This window comes from Arthrobacter sp. StoSoilB5 (assembly GCF_019977235.1).
Lineage (GTDB): Bacteria > Actinomycetota > Actinomycetes > Actinomycetales > Micrococcaceae > Arthrobacter.
In genome coordinates, this window is the sequence record NZ_AP024646.1 from 1,294,140 (window position 1) to 1,310,204 (window position 16,065).

Genomic DNA, 16,065 nt, shown 5'->3' on the forward strand with positions numbered 1-16,065 from the left:
GACCCCCATAGGCCATGCGCCTGTTCGTGTACACAGTCTCGTTGGGGCAGAGCAGGGAAGTCCAGCAATTTTGTGCGTCATTTGTGCCACGACGCCGGGCCAGGACGGCCGCTTCGGCCACCTAAGCCAGCCACCCGCCGTCGAGCTTTAACAAAGAAGGCTGGTGCAACCTTTGGAGAGAATCCGTAGGTGGCTGCACCAGCTGCTAGTACGACTTTCTGTTTATTAGTTGTGACACCTGTTCATTGGCCGCTCCTAGTTCCCGGCTTCTATTATTTCCGGGCCTTTTTATCGTCTGTGAAGTACTGGGCGAACATCCAACCAGCGGCGATCATCAGGATGCCCAGCACCATGTGAGACCAGTTGTCCACAGAGTTTAGGGACAGGAAGTTGGCTGCGGAATCGACGCCGACGCTCAGTCCGTAGATGCTCAGCACGATGTACAGGGCGCCAAAGCCCATCAGGAAGTTCCGCGCGCCGTGTGCCGTACGGGACATCGCCCATCCCGTGGCGCCGATGGCCAGTTGTACGAGGTTGAGCAGCACGGATACCTGGAACGCGCCAAAGAGCATCGCATGCGAGTCAGGGCCGAAGAATTGCAGCTCCGAGTACTGCATGGTGATGCCTGGAATGAAGCCCAGGATGCCCACCAGCGCAACGACGCCACCCACACCCAGGCCTACTACCTGGATGTCTTGCCGTCCGAAATGGACGCCGCGTGCATGTGAAGCAGACGTACTCATGTCGCCCTCCAGTCACCCCTTTGCGAACATCTCCCATTTTACGGCCGGTTCATGCAAAAAGCGCTGGGATTGGCGGTATTACAGGGCGCCTGCCGGGGGAGTGCTGCCTACCGTGGCACGATAGAACACGATGAAACTGCGCGCTGATCAGACCGGAAACCGTGGCCTCCCGATGCCCCTTTGGCTACAGGGTGGTTTGGAAGCGGCGCAGGCAGCCTTCATTTCCGCCATTGTTGTTGTGCTTCCATTGGTGGGAGTGTGGGCCACCGACGGATTCCAGAACCGGAACGTTGACTTCCTGGCGCGCCTGGCCGGGCAGGCCTGGCTGCTGATCCACGGTGTTCCGTTGACCTTGGCGCAGGTCAATATGGGCACGGCCGGCCAGCCGGGAACGGGTCTTCTTTCGCTGATTCCACTTGGACTGACGCTCATTCCGTTCCTGCTTGCCTGGCGGGCGGGACGACGACTTGCCCGCGCTTCCTACACGGACCAGCTGTGGCAGGCCTTCATGGGAGCCTGCGTTGTGTACGCCGCGTTCGGCACAGCGACAGGATTCGTGTGCCGCACCCCCGAGGTGGTCATCAACCTGTGGTTCGCCATGACCATCCCGCTGATCGCCTTCGCACTTGGGCTGGTGGTCGGCGCTCGGCGCGAGGCCGGCTCCTGGAGCAGGCTCATCGGTGTGGACGCCGTGGCCTGGATCGCGAAGACCAGCCAACACTCACGGTGGGCGGGCTCATACGTCGGCTCAGCGTTGAAGGCCGGATTCGTTGCAACGATGGCCGCCGTGTGCCTCGCCGCAGTGCTGTTGGCCGTGGACATCGTCTGGCACTGGACGGACATCATCGCTGTTTACGAAGGACTCCAAGCGGGCGCGTTGGGCGGGGCCGTCCTCACGATCGCGCAGCTCGGCTTCCTTCCCAACCTCGTGGTCTTCGCTTTGGCATGGTCCTCCGGGGCTGGCTTCTCGCTTGGCGTCGGCTCGCACGCCGGGCCGCTGGGCACCGCCGTCGGGCCCCTGCCTGCCGTCCCGGTTTTCGGTGGGCTTCCCTCCGGACAACTGGACGCCGGGCCCATGGCTCTTGCCCTCCCCGTGGTTGCGGGGATCATGGCCGGCTGGTGGTTCCTGCGCGAAGGCGAAAACCACTTCGACGAGTGGCTCTCCATCAAGATCAAGGCACGCTGGTTCACAGCCGCGGCGTCCACCCTGTTCCTGGGCGCCTTCATTGGAGCCGTCGCTGGGGTGTTGAGCGGTGCGCTCGCATGGGTCGCCCGAGGCTCAGCCGGTATCGGCCGGCTCACGGAAATCGGACCCCACCCACTATGGACGGCAGTCTGGCTGGCCGCCGAAGTGGGCATCGGCGTCGTGGTCGGATACGCAGTGGGTCCGTGGCTGGAGCGCCGCCAGAAGCTGCGCGAGGCGAACCTGGACGAAGTAGCGTTCGACGACGAACACGCCTGAGGTTGTGGGCCCGGCTTTTCGCTGGGCCGGGCTTTCGTTGGCTCGGCTAGCGGACCGGGCCCGGCATCGAGTCCTCAAGCTGCGTGAGGCACTGTGTCTTGGCGGATTCCGTCAGCGCCGAGCGACTGCAATCCTGATAGGTGGTGACCTGCTTGAAGAAGAGCACGGACGTCAGAATCAGCAGGCACATGACCGCCGAGACCACGAGTCCTGAAATGGTGCCGAACAACACCAGTCGAGGGTGCTTGTACTTCACCGACCGGACCAGCACAACGATGCCCAGCACCAAACCCGCAATCGTCAGGATGGCGCTCAACCACACGTAGTTCACGTTCAGGGAGAACACGAAAAACGATCCCAAAGCCGACAAAAGGAAAGCGCGGAACAGGATCTGCGTCACGCCGAAGGCGGACTTTTCCGCCGCAGTGCGGGGTTGCTGGCTCGGCCTGGGACCGACGTCGGGATTCATGTTTTCCAGCCTACGCGAGCCGCCCATAAGCTAGTGCAATGCGCATTGTTGTCCTCGTGTCCGGTACTGGTTCCAACCTTCAGGCTGTCATCGACGCCGTGAAGTCGGGTGAACTGGATGTCGAGATCGCCGCTGTGGGGGCGGACCGGCCCGATACCTACGGTGTGGAGCGCTCGGACGAGGCCGGCATTGAGACCTTCGTGGTGAACTTCAACTCGTTTGAAACCCGCGCCGAATGGGACGCTGCCTTGCGCGACAAGGTCCTCTCTTATGCCCCGGATGTGGTGGTGTCTTCCGGCTTCATGCGGATCGTCAGCGCCGACTTCATCGACGCCTTCAACGGCAAGTACGTCAACACCCACCCGGCGCTGCTCCCATCCTTCCCTGGCGCCCACGGTGTCCGCGACGCCATGGCTTACGGGGTGAAGGTCACGGGCTGCACGGTTCACTGGGCCGACGCCGGCGTGGACACGGGCCCCATCATCGCCCAGGAAGCCGTTGTGGTTGAGCCCAATGACACCGAGGAAACCCTGCACGAGCGCATCAAGGTAGTTGAGCGCCGCCTGCTGGTTCAGACGCTGGCTGACCTCGCCGCCGCTCCTCCCAACTAGGTCGCACTTAAGCGCGTTTAGACCCCTCAAAACGCGCTGTGCTGCTACCTAGTTTCCGTAGAGCATCTTGGGCCTGTGGATAACGCCGCATGGGCATGGTGATGTTTGTCAGCATGGGGCATGAAGACTCCTCGGCCGATGCCTGAACCACTCTCGTCGATACCATTCACCTGGCAGGAAGCTGTTGCAGCCGGGATATCTCGACGGCGGTTGAGTCACCACGGTCTAGACTCGCCGAGCCGGGCGATTCGAGTCCCTCGTCTGAAAACAGAACATGCCCTCGCGGACCTGGTTCGTCCGGTCACCCTGGTCACGCCATTTTCGGCGGCCTCGCATGCCACTGCTTTTTTGCTGTGGGAGTTCCCAGGGTTTTTACCGGGTAGTCACAGACCAGACATCCACATCTCGCGGCCCCACACCATGGCCATCCCTCGACGGCGCGGTGTGGTGGGACATCGGGGACAGTTCTTCGAGGATGAAATCACGACGTTCAATGGCCTCCTTATCACCAGCCGGGCTCGCACGTGGCTGGACTGTGCCCGGAAAATGGACATCGACGAGATCACTGTCGTTGCGGATCATTTGCTGCGTATCCCGAGGCCGGAATTCGAGGGACGCAGTGAGCCCCACTGCACCATGGATGAGCTTGAAGAAATGCTGGACCGGCACTGGGGTACACCGGGTATCCGCAAGGCGCGCCTCGCTTTGGAGCAAGCCTGCGTGGGTGCCGACTCTTCCCCCGAAACGAGGCTGAGGCTGGCGCTCAAGTGGGCTGGCCTGCCCACAGCGGAAGTCAACGTAGCTACGGAACTAAGTCCCGGCGTCGTGCGTCAACCGGATTTGGCATATCGCGAGCAGCGCGTTGCCGTCGAGTACGAGGGCGTGGGCCATTCGGATCCGGAGCAGATCGTGAGGGACATTGCCCGCGAGGAAGACTTCAGCCGGGCAGGGTGGATATTGGTCCGGATCTCAAAGCGCCACATGACCAATGACGCGAGGTCCGCTGTGGCCAAGGTCCGCAGGGCGCTCGAAGCCCGCGGCTGGTCGCCCAAGTAGGTCGCAGTAGAGCGCGTTTTGACGACTCAAAACGCGCTCTACTGCGACTCAGTTGGGTACGCGGGGCGCTTACTCGAGCACCCGCTGTTTTGTCTCGGGGGCGAAAAACGCCATCCACAGAACCGACAGCAGTACCAGCCCGCCGGCCATCGCGAACGACTGTGCCAGTCCGAACTCGGGCCAGAAGAAGGAAGCGAACACCAAAGGCCCGAAGCCTGCGCCGATGCGGGAGAACGTCGAGGCCCAGCCGAAGCCTGATCCCCGGAGTTCTGTGGGATACAGCTCGGACACGTAAGCATAGAGGACCGGGATTGCCACCTGGACCACGAAGCCGAACACCAACAGCCAGAACACTGCGGCAGTTGGCACGTCCACCACGAACGCCACGATCACCAGCGTCAGCGCGGATAGCGGACCGGTGATGGCGAGGATCCACTTGCGGCCCACGCGCTCCACCAACAGCGCGGCGACCACCACGCCCAAAAGCCCGACGGCGGCCATCCCGGCTGTGGTGACGAAGGCTTTGTACTCCTCGAATCCGGCGCCAATGAGGATCCGGGGCATCCACGTCAGCGACAGGTAATAGACCAACAAGATGCTGAAGAACAGGGCCCAGGCGGCCGTCGTGATTTTCCAGTTGAACGTCCAGATCTTGCGCAACTGTTCCCATGCGCTGCCGGGGGAGAGCCGGGGAGCGGCTTGGGGTTCGGGCAGGCTATACGCGCGGGGTGAAGCGCCCGTGGCCTCCACCAAACCATCAATCACCGCCGCTGCCTCAGCCCGACGGCCGGCACGAATCAGGAACAACGGGGACTCGGGAACACTGCGCCGCACCCAGAAAACGAGCAACGCCGGCAGCACCATAATCAGCATGGTGAGCCGCCAGTCCCCAAAGGCGGCAACGAGGCCGGCGGAGATGAAGCCACAGAGCGCCGCACCCACAGGCCACCAGCCATCCATCGCAGTGAGGACTTTGCCCCGCTGCTTCCGCGGCGTGAACTCACCCACCAGCGCGTAGTCCACCGGGATGCAGCCGCCCAGCCCAAACCCGGCCATGAAGCGGAAGATGCAGAACCACACAATGTCCGGGGCGAAGGCGCCGAGCACGGTGAAGATGCTGAAGATCAGGAGGGTGGCCGTGAAGGCCTTCTTGCGCCCGATGGTATCTGCGATGGTTCCCCAGGCGAACGCGCCGACGGCCATGCCCACCAGGTTGGCCGTGCCGATCCACGCAGCGTCAGCCGGCTGAAGGGACCAATGCTTGGACAGCAGCGGGATGAGAATGCCGTTGAGCGTCACATCCCAGGCGTCGAACATGAATCCGAGCCCACCGATCACGAAGATCTTGCCTTGGACCTTCCACTTCCACGGCAGTTCCTGCACAACTTGTTCGCCGCTGGGCACGGCTGTGTATGTATTCATCTGCCCTCCTGCATGCAACTTTATGCGCTTGGGCCAAACCGCTGTTCGCGCTACTTCTGGTTTTCAATCGCCCTTCGCAGGAAACCACCGGCTACTTCCAGAGCGCTTTTGGCCTGAGCTGCGTCGATGCCAGTCAGCAGCACAAGGATGGCCGCTTTTACCGAGCCGTTGACCGAGTCCAACACTGCCGCGGCTTCATGCGCGTCCACTCCGGTGGCGTGCTGCACTGTCCTTTGCGAACGGGCCAGGAGTTTCTCATTCGTAGCTCTCAGGTCAACCATCAGGTTCCCGTAGGTCTTGCCGAGCTTCACCATTACCAGTGTGCTGATCATGTTGAGGACAAGTTTCTGGGCCGTGCCCGAGTTCAGCCGTGTGGAACCCGCAATGAACTCCGGACCCACCACAACCTCAATCGCCACGTCCGCCAAATGGCTGACAGCTGAACCCTTGTTGCACGCCAGCGACGCCGTGAACGCCCCCTTTTTCCGGGCCTCTTCCAGCGCGCCGATCACGTAAGGCGTTCGGCCGGACGCCGTAATACCCACGACGGCGTCCGCTTCCGTTACGTTGATGTCGTGCAGGTCGCGCGCGCCTGCGGTCGCGTTGTCCTCGGCGTACTCCACCGGCTTCTGGATCGCCTGGACGCCACCTGCGATGATTCCGACGACGAGTCCCGGCGGGGTGCCGAACGTCGGCGGGCACTCACTTGCATCGAGGACCCCCAGGCGCCCGGCCGTTCCAGCCCCCACATAAAGAAGGCGACCCCCGCGCTGGAGCCGCTCCGCCACGGCGTCGACGGTTTGCACAATCGCAGGGCTCGCTGCTTCAACCGCGGAGTTTACTCCTGCACTGTGGGCAAGCATGGCAGCGACGAGTTCCTCCGTGCCCAGGATGTCCAGTTCGCTCAGGTTCTCGGCAGCGGCTTCGGTCTCCAGCCCGGCGAGTTCCGTCCGCAGGCCCGCCAGCCTGTCCGCGTCAGTGGGGCTAGTCCGGCCAGTTTGTTCCGTCACGGTGGATGTACCTTTCCTGGATGAGCCCGCGGCGCGTCGCAGCGAGGGCAGCACCGTCCAAGCCATCGCCCAGCGGGGCCACCACCTCAATCCCAGCCGAAGCAAGGGAGTTCCGCAAGAGCTCCGCGAAGAACCCGGAGCTGACCACTCCGCCCAGCAGGGCAACACGGCGTGAGCTCCCGGTATCGCCCGCCGCGGCCAGCTGCACGGTCTTGGTCAGGACCCGGCAGGCCTCGTCCACAATGACATTCGCGACGGCGTCACCCGCCTCCGCTGCGTGCAGAACCAGCGGTGCGAACCGGGCCATTGCCCGGTATGGGTTTTCGACGGATGCGAGCCAGCCGGGGAGCATTTCCGGGGAGTCGACCAGAGCCCCTGCCGCAGCCGAAAGGGAAGTGGCCGGGCCGCCGTCGTGCGCTTCCAAAACTGCCTGAAGCCCCCGCTGGCCGATCCAACGGCCGCTGCCACGATCGCCCAGGTAGGGTCCCCAACCGTCGGCGCGATGAAGGACGCCGGCTTCATCGAAACGGAAGGCCACCGCACCCGTGCCCACGATCAGGGTAGTGCCGGGCGCGCCTTGGAGGGCTCCGAGTTGGGCTGCGGTGGCGTCCGAAAGAACAGCTGCCGGGACCCCGAAGCGTTGGGACAACATGGAGGCCAGCTCACGGGACTTCTCCGCAGAAGCCTCGACGCCCGCCACTGCCGCGCCGATCCCCGTCAACGTGCTGACAGGGAGGCCTGGCGGGAGCATCGAGACCGTCTCAAGCAGGAGGTCGAAAGCGATGGTGGGGCCGTTGTCCATGTGGACTCCGGGGAACCCGTGCTGGTCCGCCGCACCGAGTAATTCGGTGCCACTGCGCAACTCCACGCGGCAGCGGCTCTTCCCTACATCGGCGGCGAGAACGACATCGGTGGCTTCCATGGATCAACCCTATGTTGTGGGGCCTGTTGTGCGTGGCAAACGTGGGGAGTGGGGCGCAGAGCGGGCCCCGCAACGAAAGGGCAACCAGGACCCGAAACCAGCGCGCCAGCGAAACACGATAAACTCTCCGTATCCCCACCACCCGCGACATCTACGCGAACTAAGACGGAGACTTTTGTGAGCTTGACGCAGCTTGACCGTGTTCCCATCCGCCGTGCACTGATCTCGGTTTACGACAAGACGGGACTGGAGGAGCTCGCGAAGGGCCTGCACGCAGCCGGCGTCGCAATCGTTTCCACCGGCTCCACCGCCAAGAAGATCGCCGCTGCTGGCATCCCGGTCAAGGAAGTCGAAGAAGTCACCGGCTCCCCGGAAATGCTTGACGGCCGCGTCAAGACCCTGCACCCGCGTGTGCACGGAGGCATCCTGGCCGACCGCCGCGTCCCGGCCCACATGGAAACCCTTGCCGGTATGGAGATCGAGACGTTCGACCTCGTGGTCGTGAACCTGTACCCGTTCGTCGAGACTGTGAAGTCCGGCGCAGCGCAGGACGAGGTGGTTGAGCAGATCGACATCGGAGGCCCCGCCATGGTGCGTTCGGCCGCGAAGAACCACGCCGCCGTCGCCATCGTTACGGACCCGAACTTCTACGGCGCAGTAGTCGACGCCGCAGCACATGGCGGTTTTGACCTGAACACGCGTCGCCGCCTGGCTGCCAAGGCCTTCGCCCACACGGCCAGCTACGACAACGCTGTTGCCACCTGGACCGCCAGCCAATTCCTGGACGAAGACGGCGACGGCATCATCGACTGGCCCGCCTACGCCGGTCTGTCCTTGGAACGCTCCGAGGTCCTCCGCTACGGCGAAAACCCGCACCAGCAGGCTGCGCTCTACGTGGACAAGGCTGCTCCGGCCGGCATCGCCCAGGCTGACCAGCTGCACGGCAAGGCCATGAGCTACAACAACTTCGTCGACGCCGATGCCGCCCTCCGCGCTGCCTTCGACTTCGCCGAGCCCGCCGTTGCGATCATCAAGCACGCCAACCCGTGTGGTGTGGCCGTTGGTTCAGCCGACGCAGCAGATCCGATCGCTGACGCCCACGCCAAGGCCCACGCCTGCGATCCTGTCTCCGCTTTCGGTGGCGTGATCGCCGCGAACCGCACCGTCACTGCCGGCATGGCGCGAACCGTGGCTGATATCTTCACCGAGGTTGTCATCGCTCCGGACTTCGAGCCGGAAGCTGTGGAGATCCTTTCCAAGAAGAAGAACATCCGACTGCTTGCCCTGCCTGAGGGCTACGGCCGCTACCCCTCCGAAATGCGCCAGGTCTCCGGTGGCGTGCTGGTGCAGATGAGCGACAAGGTGGACGCCGACGGCGACAACCCCGCCAACTGGACTCTCGCCGCAGGCGAAGCTGCCGACGAAAAGACCCTCGCGGACCTCGCTTTCGCCTGGACCGCTTGCCGTGCTGCCAAGTCCAACGCCATCCTGATCGCAGATCACGGGGCCGCGGTGGGCATCGGCATGGGCCAGGTCAACCGTCTGGACTCCTGCCGCCTTGCCGTCGAGCGCGCCAACACGCTGGGCGTCACGGTGGAGTCCGACGTCGAAGGTGCTGGCGGCGCGTCCAACGCCAGCGGCGGCGACGCACCTGAGCGCGCACGCGGTGCCGTGGCTGCGTCGGATGCGTTCTTCCCGTTCGCTGACGGCCTGCAGATCCTGATCGACGCCGGCGTCCGCGCCGTGGTCCAGCCTGGCGGTTCGGTCCGCGATGAGGAAGTCATCGCCGCAGCCAACGCTGCTGGCATCACGATGTACTTCACCGGCGCACGCCACTTCTTCCACTAACGTGGACGGGCAACAGCCCAAAAGCCAGTAGAACAGCGACGGCGTCCGCCCCCGGTTGGGGACGGCCGCCGTCGTCGTTAACACGCACCTACCTAGCAGGGACTTGCCAAAACGGTTACGAAGCCGCCGCCGTGTTGTACGTCGACTGGATGACGGATCCCCAGTACGGGCCGTACATCGTGTTGGAATTGCTGCCGTAACCGTAGCTGTTCACCGAGTTCTGGTAGCCGCCGGAGCTGTTGCCGATGAACCACGGACCACCTGAGGATCCACCGGTCATGTTGCACGGGATGCCCTGGGTAGCGAACTGCGGGTTGTAGGGATCGTTGGTGGCGGTGCCGGAGCAGCTCTTGAGCGATTCACCGTTGAACGGAGCAGCTGCCGGGTAGCCGAAGGACTTGTAGCTCAGGCCGCGGGCGGCGTTGAACTGGACACCGGAGGAGCCTACGACATCGGCGAGCCGCTGACCGTTGAGGGTGTTGACCACGGCGAAGGCGGTGTCGTACTGCATGTTGCCGTTGGACGCCCACTGGGTGGGGGAGTACAGCGCCCTTGCTGTCCACTTGCCATAGGGTGCGGAGCCGTTGAGGTAAGCGGGTACGAAGACGAAGTTGGTGGCGTAGGCGCCCGGTCCCTCGTTGACGCAGTGGCCTGCGGTGGAGACGGTGCTCTTGTTGGCTGCCGTCACGGAGTTGCCGGAGCAAACGTAGTTTGAGCCGCCCAGGGTGAAGAAGATCTTGCCGATGTGCTTGACGGGTGTTTCGCTCTGGTTGGTCTTGAGGTTGATGGCCTTGGAGTCGGTGGACGCCTGCTGACCCTCGATGCTGTTAAGGGCGCCCGGAGCCTCGGTGACCGGGGCTTTTCCGAGGTTGAGGAGCCGGCCGCGGTCCAATGCCTTGCTGGCAAGGATGTCGCCCGATATGGCGTTCTTCATGCGTTCCGGGGTCCAGTAGTCTGCGGCGCCGTTGTCCGACGCTACATGGCTGCTGACCGCAGCGCCGCTGGAGTCGATGTCCTTGGCGGGGGCCGCGATTGCGCTGGTGGTTCCAACCAGGGCAAGGATTGCGGCAGCGGACAGACTCAGCAGGCTTGTGGCCAGGGTCTTGGTTTTTGTCACGTTGTTCCAACCTATCAAGGGAGTAAGGCGGCCAGTGATGGCGACCGCCGACTGACGGAATCGAAGCTACCCAACGTATGACAAGTTTGTAAAGAGTTGTTTCACAGTTTGTGATATTTTGCTTTCACTTCTTGTCACACGACGAGGAGCCACATTAGGCGAGGGGTAACGAAGGAGTGATCCCGGACACGAAGGGCCGCCAATCGGGCCTACTCGGGTAAGTTTAGAGATGTTGAAATCTGCAGACTTTCAGGGAGAACCCCGCCAATGGCCAAGATTATCTATACCCACACAGACGAAGCGCCGATGCTGGCTACCTACTCATTCCTGCCGATTGTGGAAGCGTATGCCTCGACCGCAGGTGTGGAGGTCGAGACCCGCGACATTTCGCTGGCAGGCCGCATCATCGCCGTTTTCGGCGATTTCCTGACTGAAGAGCAGCGCACGGGCAACGCCCTGGCTGAACTTGGCGAACTGGCAAAGCAGCCGGAAGCCAACATCATCAAGCTGCCCAACATCAGCGCCTCCGTGCCGCAGCTCAAGGCTGCCATCGCCGAGCTCCAGGCCCAGGGCTACGCCCTTCCGGACTACCCGGACAACCCCTCCTCGGACACCGAGACGGACATCCGCTCGCGCTACGACAAAATCAAGGGCTCCGCTGTGAACCCGGTGCTGCGTGAAGGCAACTCTGACCGCCGCGCACCGCTGTCGGTGAAGAACTACGCCCGTCAGAACCCGCACTCTATGGGCGCCTGGTCTGCCGATTCCAAGACCAACGTTGCCACCATGGGCCAGAACGATTTCCGCTCCAACGAGAAATCCGTTGTGCTCAAGGCTGACGATTCCCTCAGCATCCAGCTGGTCCGCGAAGACGGCACCACCAAGGTCCTCAAGAAGGACTTCCCCGTACTGGCCGGTGAAGTTGTGGACGCTACCGCCCTGCGCGCTGACGCCCTGGACGAGTTCCTCAAAGCACAGGTTGCCCGTGCCAAGGAAGAGGGCATCCTCTTCTCCGCACACCTGAAGGCCACCATGATGAAGGTCTCGGACCCCATCATCTTCGGCCACGTGGTCAAGGCTTACTTCTCGGAACTGTTCGACACCTATGGCAAGCAGCTCGCAGCCGCAGGCATCAGCCCCAACAACGGCCTCGCAGCCATCCTCAGCGGCCTGGAAGACCTGCCGGAAGACGTCCGCGAGGGCGTCAAGGCAGCCATCACCACGGGCCTTGAAGACGGTCCCGCCCTGGCAATGGTGGACTCGGACAAGGGCATCACGAGCCTGCATGTTCCGTCTGACATCATCGTTGACGCTTCCATGCCGGCCATGATTCGTTCCTCCGGCCACATGTGGGGCCCGGATGGCAAGGAAGCGGACACGCTCGCCGTCATCCCGGACAGCTCCTACGCCGGCGTCTACCAGGTAGTCCTGGACGATTGCCGTGCCAATGGCGCGTTCGATCCCACCACCATGGGCACCGTTCCCAACGTGGGCCTTATGGCGCAGGCGGCCGAGGAATACGGCAGCCACGACAAAACCTTCGAAGTCCAGGCAGCCGGAACCATCCAGCTCGTGGACAGCAAGGGCAACGTCCTCACCGAGCACCAGGTATCCCCGGGTGACATCTGGCGCGCCTGCCAGACCAAGGATGTCCCGATCCGCGACTGGGTCAAGCTTGCCGTTACCCGGGCCCGCGCTTCCCAGACCCCGGCCGTTTTCTGGCTGGACAAGGGCCGTGCGCACGACGCCAACCTCATCGCCAAGGTCAACGAGTACCTCAAGGACCACGACACCGAGGGCCTGCAGATCGAGATTATGTCCCCGGAGGAGGCAACAGCCTTCACCCTGGAGCGCATCCGCAAGGGCGAGGACACCATCTCCGTCACCGGTAACGTCCTCCGCGACTACCTCACGGACCTGTTCCCGATCCTTGAGCTCGGCACCAGCGCCAAGATGCTCTCCATCGTTCCGCTGATCAACGGCGGTGGCCTGTTCGAGACCGGTGCCGGTGGTTCCGCTCCCAAGCACGTCCAGCAGCTGATCAAGGAAAACCACCTCCGCTGGGACAGCCTGGGTGAATTCCTTGCTTTGGCCGTCAGCTTCGAGCACCTGGCCACCACCACGGGCAACGCCCGCGCACAGGTCCTTGCCGACACGTTGGACCGCGCCACGGGTACGTTCCTGCTGGAAAACAAGTCCCCGCGCCGCAGCGTTGGCGAGCTGGACAACCGTGGAAGCCACTTCTACCTGGCCACGTACTGGGCACAGGAACTGGCCAAGCAGACTGAGGATGCCGAGCTGGCCAAGGATTTCGCTGCCATCGCTGAAGCCCTGACCTCCAACGAGGAAGTCATCGTCGGCGAGCTGAACGCAGTCCAGGGTCCCGGCGTCGATCTGGGTGGTTACTACCGTCCGGACGCTGCCAAGGCTGCTGAGATCATGCGCCCGTCGGCCACGTTCAACAAGGTCCTCGCGACCCTGAGTTAGTCACTCCTGGTTTGCATACAGATAATGCCCCTGAGACGCGGTCTTGGGGGCATTATCTGTTGATGAATTCCTAACGGTCGGCCAGGAAGCGCTGAGGTGCCACCCCGCCGTCGACGATGTCCTTCAGCACCCGGCCGATAGCCGGTGTGAACTTGAAACCGTGCCCTGAGAACCCGGCGCCCACCACCAACGGTCCGAAGCGGTCCAGCACAAAGTCCTCAGTAGGCGTGGTGGTGTACGTGCAGCTGATGGGAACCGCGGTTGAAGGGTCGACGCCGGGAAGCCACTCTTGCGCGTAACGTACCAATGCGTCGAGCTGCTCGGGTATGGGCTGGAACGTGCGCTCGTCCGGATCCATCACGGGGCCGACGCCGTGCCAGCCGGCCTTGACGCCCTCGCCGGGGGTGAGCATGCCGTACACAGGGCTGTACCAGTATTCGTAGAGTTCGTTGTTCGGATCGGGGTCCGGGTTGTGGTTGAAGCTCGGCCACACCAGCGTGTTGTCCACGGGGGTGAAATGGGCGGGCTGCTCCTGGGTAACAACCAGGGGCGGTAGCTTGGCATGTTCGCCGAGGACCTTGTTCGTCCAGGCGCCGGCGGTGACTACAACGCGGTTGGCCGTGTACTCGGTCTCGTCCGTCACCACCACCACGGTTTCGGCGCCGTCGATGCGGATGTCGCGGACCGGCGTCGAATACTTGAAAATGGCGCCATGGGACTCGGCGGCCGTTCGGAGTGCCACCAGCGCGTTGGCTGAACGGACCCGCCCAGATCCGGGAACGAAGAGCACATCGGTGGCGAAGTTCATGCCTTGCCAGCGGTCCATGGCCTCGTCCGCTGAGATGAAGTAGCTCTCGATCCCGCGTTCCTGATGGGCAGCCTGGACGGTCCGGAGCCGTTCGACGTTGCCGTGGTTTGCCAACCCCACGAGGTCCAGCAGCGGCGCGCCCGTTTCGGCAGCAAGCTCATCCCACAGGGTCTTCGCTTCGGCAAGAAGGTCCAGGTAGTCGGCCTCAGCGTAGGCGGTGTTGAAGTTGCGGGTGGCGCCGTGGGATGCACCGATGTGATGACCGGCCTCGAACCGCTCCAGAAGGATCACGGACTTACCGCTGCGCGCCAACTGCCACGCTGCGGCGGACCCCATCGCCCCTCCACCAACAACTACGACGTCAACCATGCCAGCTCCATTCATCCTCGGCCCTATCACGTTCCATTCTGCCCCCCACTCACCCAACTAGGTCGCAGTTGAGCGCGTTTTGAGGCGTCAAAACGCGCTCAACTGCGACCTAGTTGGGTTGGCGCTCAACGCAAAGGCATGGAAGATTGGGACGGGTGAAATTCCTTCACCCGTCTCCCAAGTCCTCTGCCCGCGGTGTCACGATCCTGCGCGTGGTGTTTGGCGCGCTGATCATGGTGCACGGCATCCAAAAGTTTCGTGGCAGGGCACTCCGCCTTCGCTGCGTCAGTCGCCGCCATGGGCGTGCAGAAGCCCGAAATCGTGGCCTGGCTCGTCATCGCCGGTGAACTTGGGTTAGGGCTGCTTCTGGTGCTCGGGGCGCTGACCAGAGTGGCCGGGTTCCTCGCCGCGATCCTGTTCGCCGGAATCTGGTTCGTGACGGAAGCCGGCAAGCCCCTGCTCACGGACAAGGCGGGTGTTAATGCCGAGCTCCTGATCGTCTACGTCGCCATTTCCGTGGCATTCGTGTTCCTGGGTCCTGGCGCTTGGTCAGTGGACCGGAAGCTGGCAAGGCAGCCCGTCGGCCAGCGGCGTTAGTACGGTTGGGTTAACTCCCGACGGCGGCACGTGCCGGGCGCCGTAATCTCACCGCGCGTCGTTCGGGTACCGGATGCCCAACTGGGAACGTACGCCGTCGAACAAGCGCATGACGTTGACGGAGTCATCCAGGGGCATGACCGGGCTTTCCATCAGGCCCTGTTGAATGCACCGTGTCACCTCGCGGAGTTCGTACGTGTAGCCGACGCCCACCACGTCGAACCGTTCATGCCGCGGCTCGTCCCAGCCAACACGGATCAGCAGTTCCCGCGGATTGTTGACCGAGCCCACCGTCTGCAGATACCCGAGCCCGCCAGCCACTGTGGCAGTCCGTGGTCCATGGGCAGTCAGGGATGACGTCAATTGCGCTTGGGCACCGCTGGCGTAACCGAGCGTCAGTGCATTCTGGGTGTCCACGCCGTCTTCGTTCAACGTGCCGATCGCGGTAACTGACTGGGGGAAGCCCAGTGTTCCCAAGGCCCAGAGCAAGGGGTAGACGGTGATGTCCAGCAGGGCCCCGCCTCCGTCATTGAGCGCCCAGATGCGGGCGGACGGATCGTAGGGCGCGGGGAAGCCCAGGTCCGCGCTGACCCACTGGATGTGCCCGATTTCCCCTGACGCCGCAATGGAAAAGGCGCGCTGCATGCTGGGCAGGAAGCGGCTCCAGACCGCCTCCATGAAGAACACCTTGTGCTCGCGGGCCAGTTTCACCAGCTCGGTTGCTTCGCGGGCGTTGATGGTGAGTGCTTTCTCGCACAGGACATGTTTGCCGGCGCGCAGGGCCGCCGCGGCGATCTGGAAGTGCTGGGCATGGGGTGTCGCCACGTAAACCACGTCGACCGCGGGATCGTCGAACAGCCGCTGGTAGCCAGGGACACCGCCGTCGTTCCCGTAGGCCTGGGCGAAACCAAGCGTCTGCGCAAAAGCGTCTGCGGCAGCTTGGGTCCTTGAACTCACGGCGTAGAGTTCTGCGTCCTCCAGCAAGGAAAGGTCCAGGGAAACACTGTTGGCGATGTTGCCCGTTGACACGACTCCCCATCGCAAACGCCGGCCGGTGGCCGCGCGGGGATCCTGATTGGTCTGGGTGGACAGCCACGGCTTGGCGATAGGGAGCGTCATGGCAGCAATCCTCTCATTTCCAACA

General features: G+C 63.2%; 14 protein-coding genes. 6 read left to right on the plus strand and 8 right to left on the minus strand.

Annotated elements, in window-relative coordinates:
* Positions 1-272 precede the first annotated feature (272 nt).
* Complete coding sequence (locus LDN75_RS05995) at positions 273-743, minus strand: DUF4383 domain-containing protein (RefSeq protein WP_223936242.1); 471 nt, start codon at positions 741-743, stop codon at positions 273-275.
* 130 nt (positions 744-873) lie between these two features.
* Between LDN75_RS05995 and LDN75_RS06000 the strand changes: the two genes are divergently transcribed.
* Positions 874-2,205: a DUF6350 family protein gene (locus tag LDN75_RS06000; RefSeq protein WP_223936243.1), complete on the plus strand. Its 1,332-nt coding sequence runs from the start codon at positions 874-876 to the stop codon at positions 2,203-2,205.
* 46 nt (positions 2,206-2,251) lie between these two features.
* Here the strand turns inward: LDN75_RS06000 and LDN75_RS06005 are convergent, their stop codons facing one another.
* On the minus strand, positions 2,252-2,701 hold the full coding sequence (locus LDN75_RS06005; protein ID WP_223936244.1) for a hypothetical protein: 450 nt from the start codon (positions 2,699-2,701) through the stop codon (positions 2,252-2,254).
* Between the two features lie 11 nt (positions 2,702-2,712).
* Here LDN75_RS06005 and purN point away from each other — a divergent pair, with 11 nt between their 5' ends.
* The gene (gene purN, locus LDN75_RS06010; protein WP_223936245.1) at positions 2,713-3,285 is read left to right on the plus strand and encodes a phosphoribosylglycinamide formyltransferase; all 573 of its coding nucleotides are present in this window, start codon (positions 2,713-2,715) and stop codon (positions 3,283-3,285) included.
* Between the two features lie 420 nt (positions 3,286-3,705).
* Positions 3,706-4,341, plus strand: coding sequence for a hypothetical protein (locus LDN75_RS06015; RefSeq protein WP_223936246.1), 636 nt, complete (start codon positions 3,706-3,708; stop codon positions 4,339-4,341).
* Positions 4,342-4,410: 69 nt separating this feature from the next.
* Here LDN75_RS06015 and LDN75_RS06020 read toward each other — a convergent pair whose 3' ends face one another.
* From LDN75_RS06020 to LDN75_RS06030, 3 genes are read right to left on the minus strand one after another with little or no spacing between them, the layout of a single operon-like run.
* Entirely contained in the window at positions 4,411-5,763 is a 1,353-nt protein-coding gene (locus tag LDN75_RS06020) for an MFS transporter (RefSeq protein ID WP_223936247.1), read from the minus strand.
* A gap of 50 nt (positions 5,764-5,813) precedes the next feature.
* A complete protein-coding gene (murQ, locus tag LDN75_RS06025) occupies positions 5,814-6,773 on the minus strand; it encodes an N-acetylmuramic acid 6-phosphate etherase (RefSeq protein ID WP_223936248.1) in 960 nt (319 codons plus the stop codon).
* Positions 6,748-7,695, minus strand: a complete 948-nt coding sequence (locus LDN75_RS06030) for a BadF/BadG/BcrA/BcrD ATPase family protein (RefSeq protein WP_223936249.1) — start codon at positions 7,693-7,695, stop codon at positions 6,748-6,750. Before LDN75_RS06030 ends, murQ begins: the two co-directional genes overlap by 26 nt.
* A gap of 177 nt (positions 7,696-7,872) precedes the next feature.
* Here LDN75_RS06030 and purH point away from each other — a divergent pair, with 177 nt between their 5' ends.
* The gene (gene purH, locus LDN75_RS06035) at positions 7,873-9,543 is read left to right on the plus strand and encodes a bifunctional phosphoribosylaminoimidazolecarboxamide formyltransferase/IMP cyclohydrolase (protein ID WP_223936250.1); all 1,671 of its coding nucleotides are present in this window, start codon (positions 7,873-7,875) and stop codon (positions 9,541-9,543) included.
* A 115-nt stretch (positions 9,544-9,658) separates the two neighbouring features.
* Here purH and LDN75_RS06040 read toward each other — a convergent pair whose 3' ends face one another.
* The gene (locus LDN75_RS06040; RefSeq protein ID WP_223936251.1) at positions 9,659-10,660 is read right to left on the minus strand and encodes a hypothetical protein; all 1,002 of its coding nucleotides are present in this window, start codon (positions 10,658-10,660) and stop codon (positions 9,659-9,661) included.
* Positions 10,661-10,927: 267 nt separating this feature from the next.
* On the opposite strand from LDN75_RS06040, the gene LDN75_RS06045 reads away from it, so the two are divergent.
* Entirely contained in the window at positions 10,928-13,147 is a 2,220-nt protein-coding gene (locus tag LDN75_RS06045) for an NADP-dependent isocitrate dehydrogenase (protein WP_223936252.1), read from the plus strand.
* Between the two features lie 70 nt (positions 13,148-13,217).
* On the opposite strand, the gene LDN75_RS06050 is transcribed toward LDN75_RS06045, so the two are convergent.
* Positions 13,218-14,324 (minus strand): FAD-dependent oxidoreductase, encoded by a 1,107-nt coding sequence (locus LDN75_RS06050; RefSeq protein WP_223936253.1) that lies wholly within the window; start codon positions 14,322-14,324, stop codon positions 13,218-13,220.
* Between the two features lie 258 nt (positions 14,325-14,582).
* On the opposite strand from LDN75_RS06050, the gene LDN75_RS06055 reads away from it, so the two are divergent.
* Positions 14,583-14,921, plus strand: coding sequence for a DoxX family protein (locus tag LDN75_RS06055; protein ID WP_223936254.1), 339 nt, complete (start codon positions 14,583-14,585; stop codon positions 14,919-14,921).
* A 48-nt stretch (positions 14,922-14,969) separates the two neighbouring features.
* Here the strand turns inward: LDN75_RS06055 and LDN75_RS06060 are convergent, their stop codons facing one another.
* Positions 14,970-16,040, minus strand: a complete 1,071-nt coding sequence (locus LDN75_RS06060; protein WP_223936255.1) for a Gfo/Idh/MocA family oxidoreductase — start codon at positions 16,038-16,040, stop codon at positions 14,970-14,972.
* Positions 16,041-16,065: the final 25 nt, after the last annotated feature.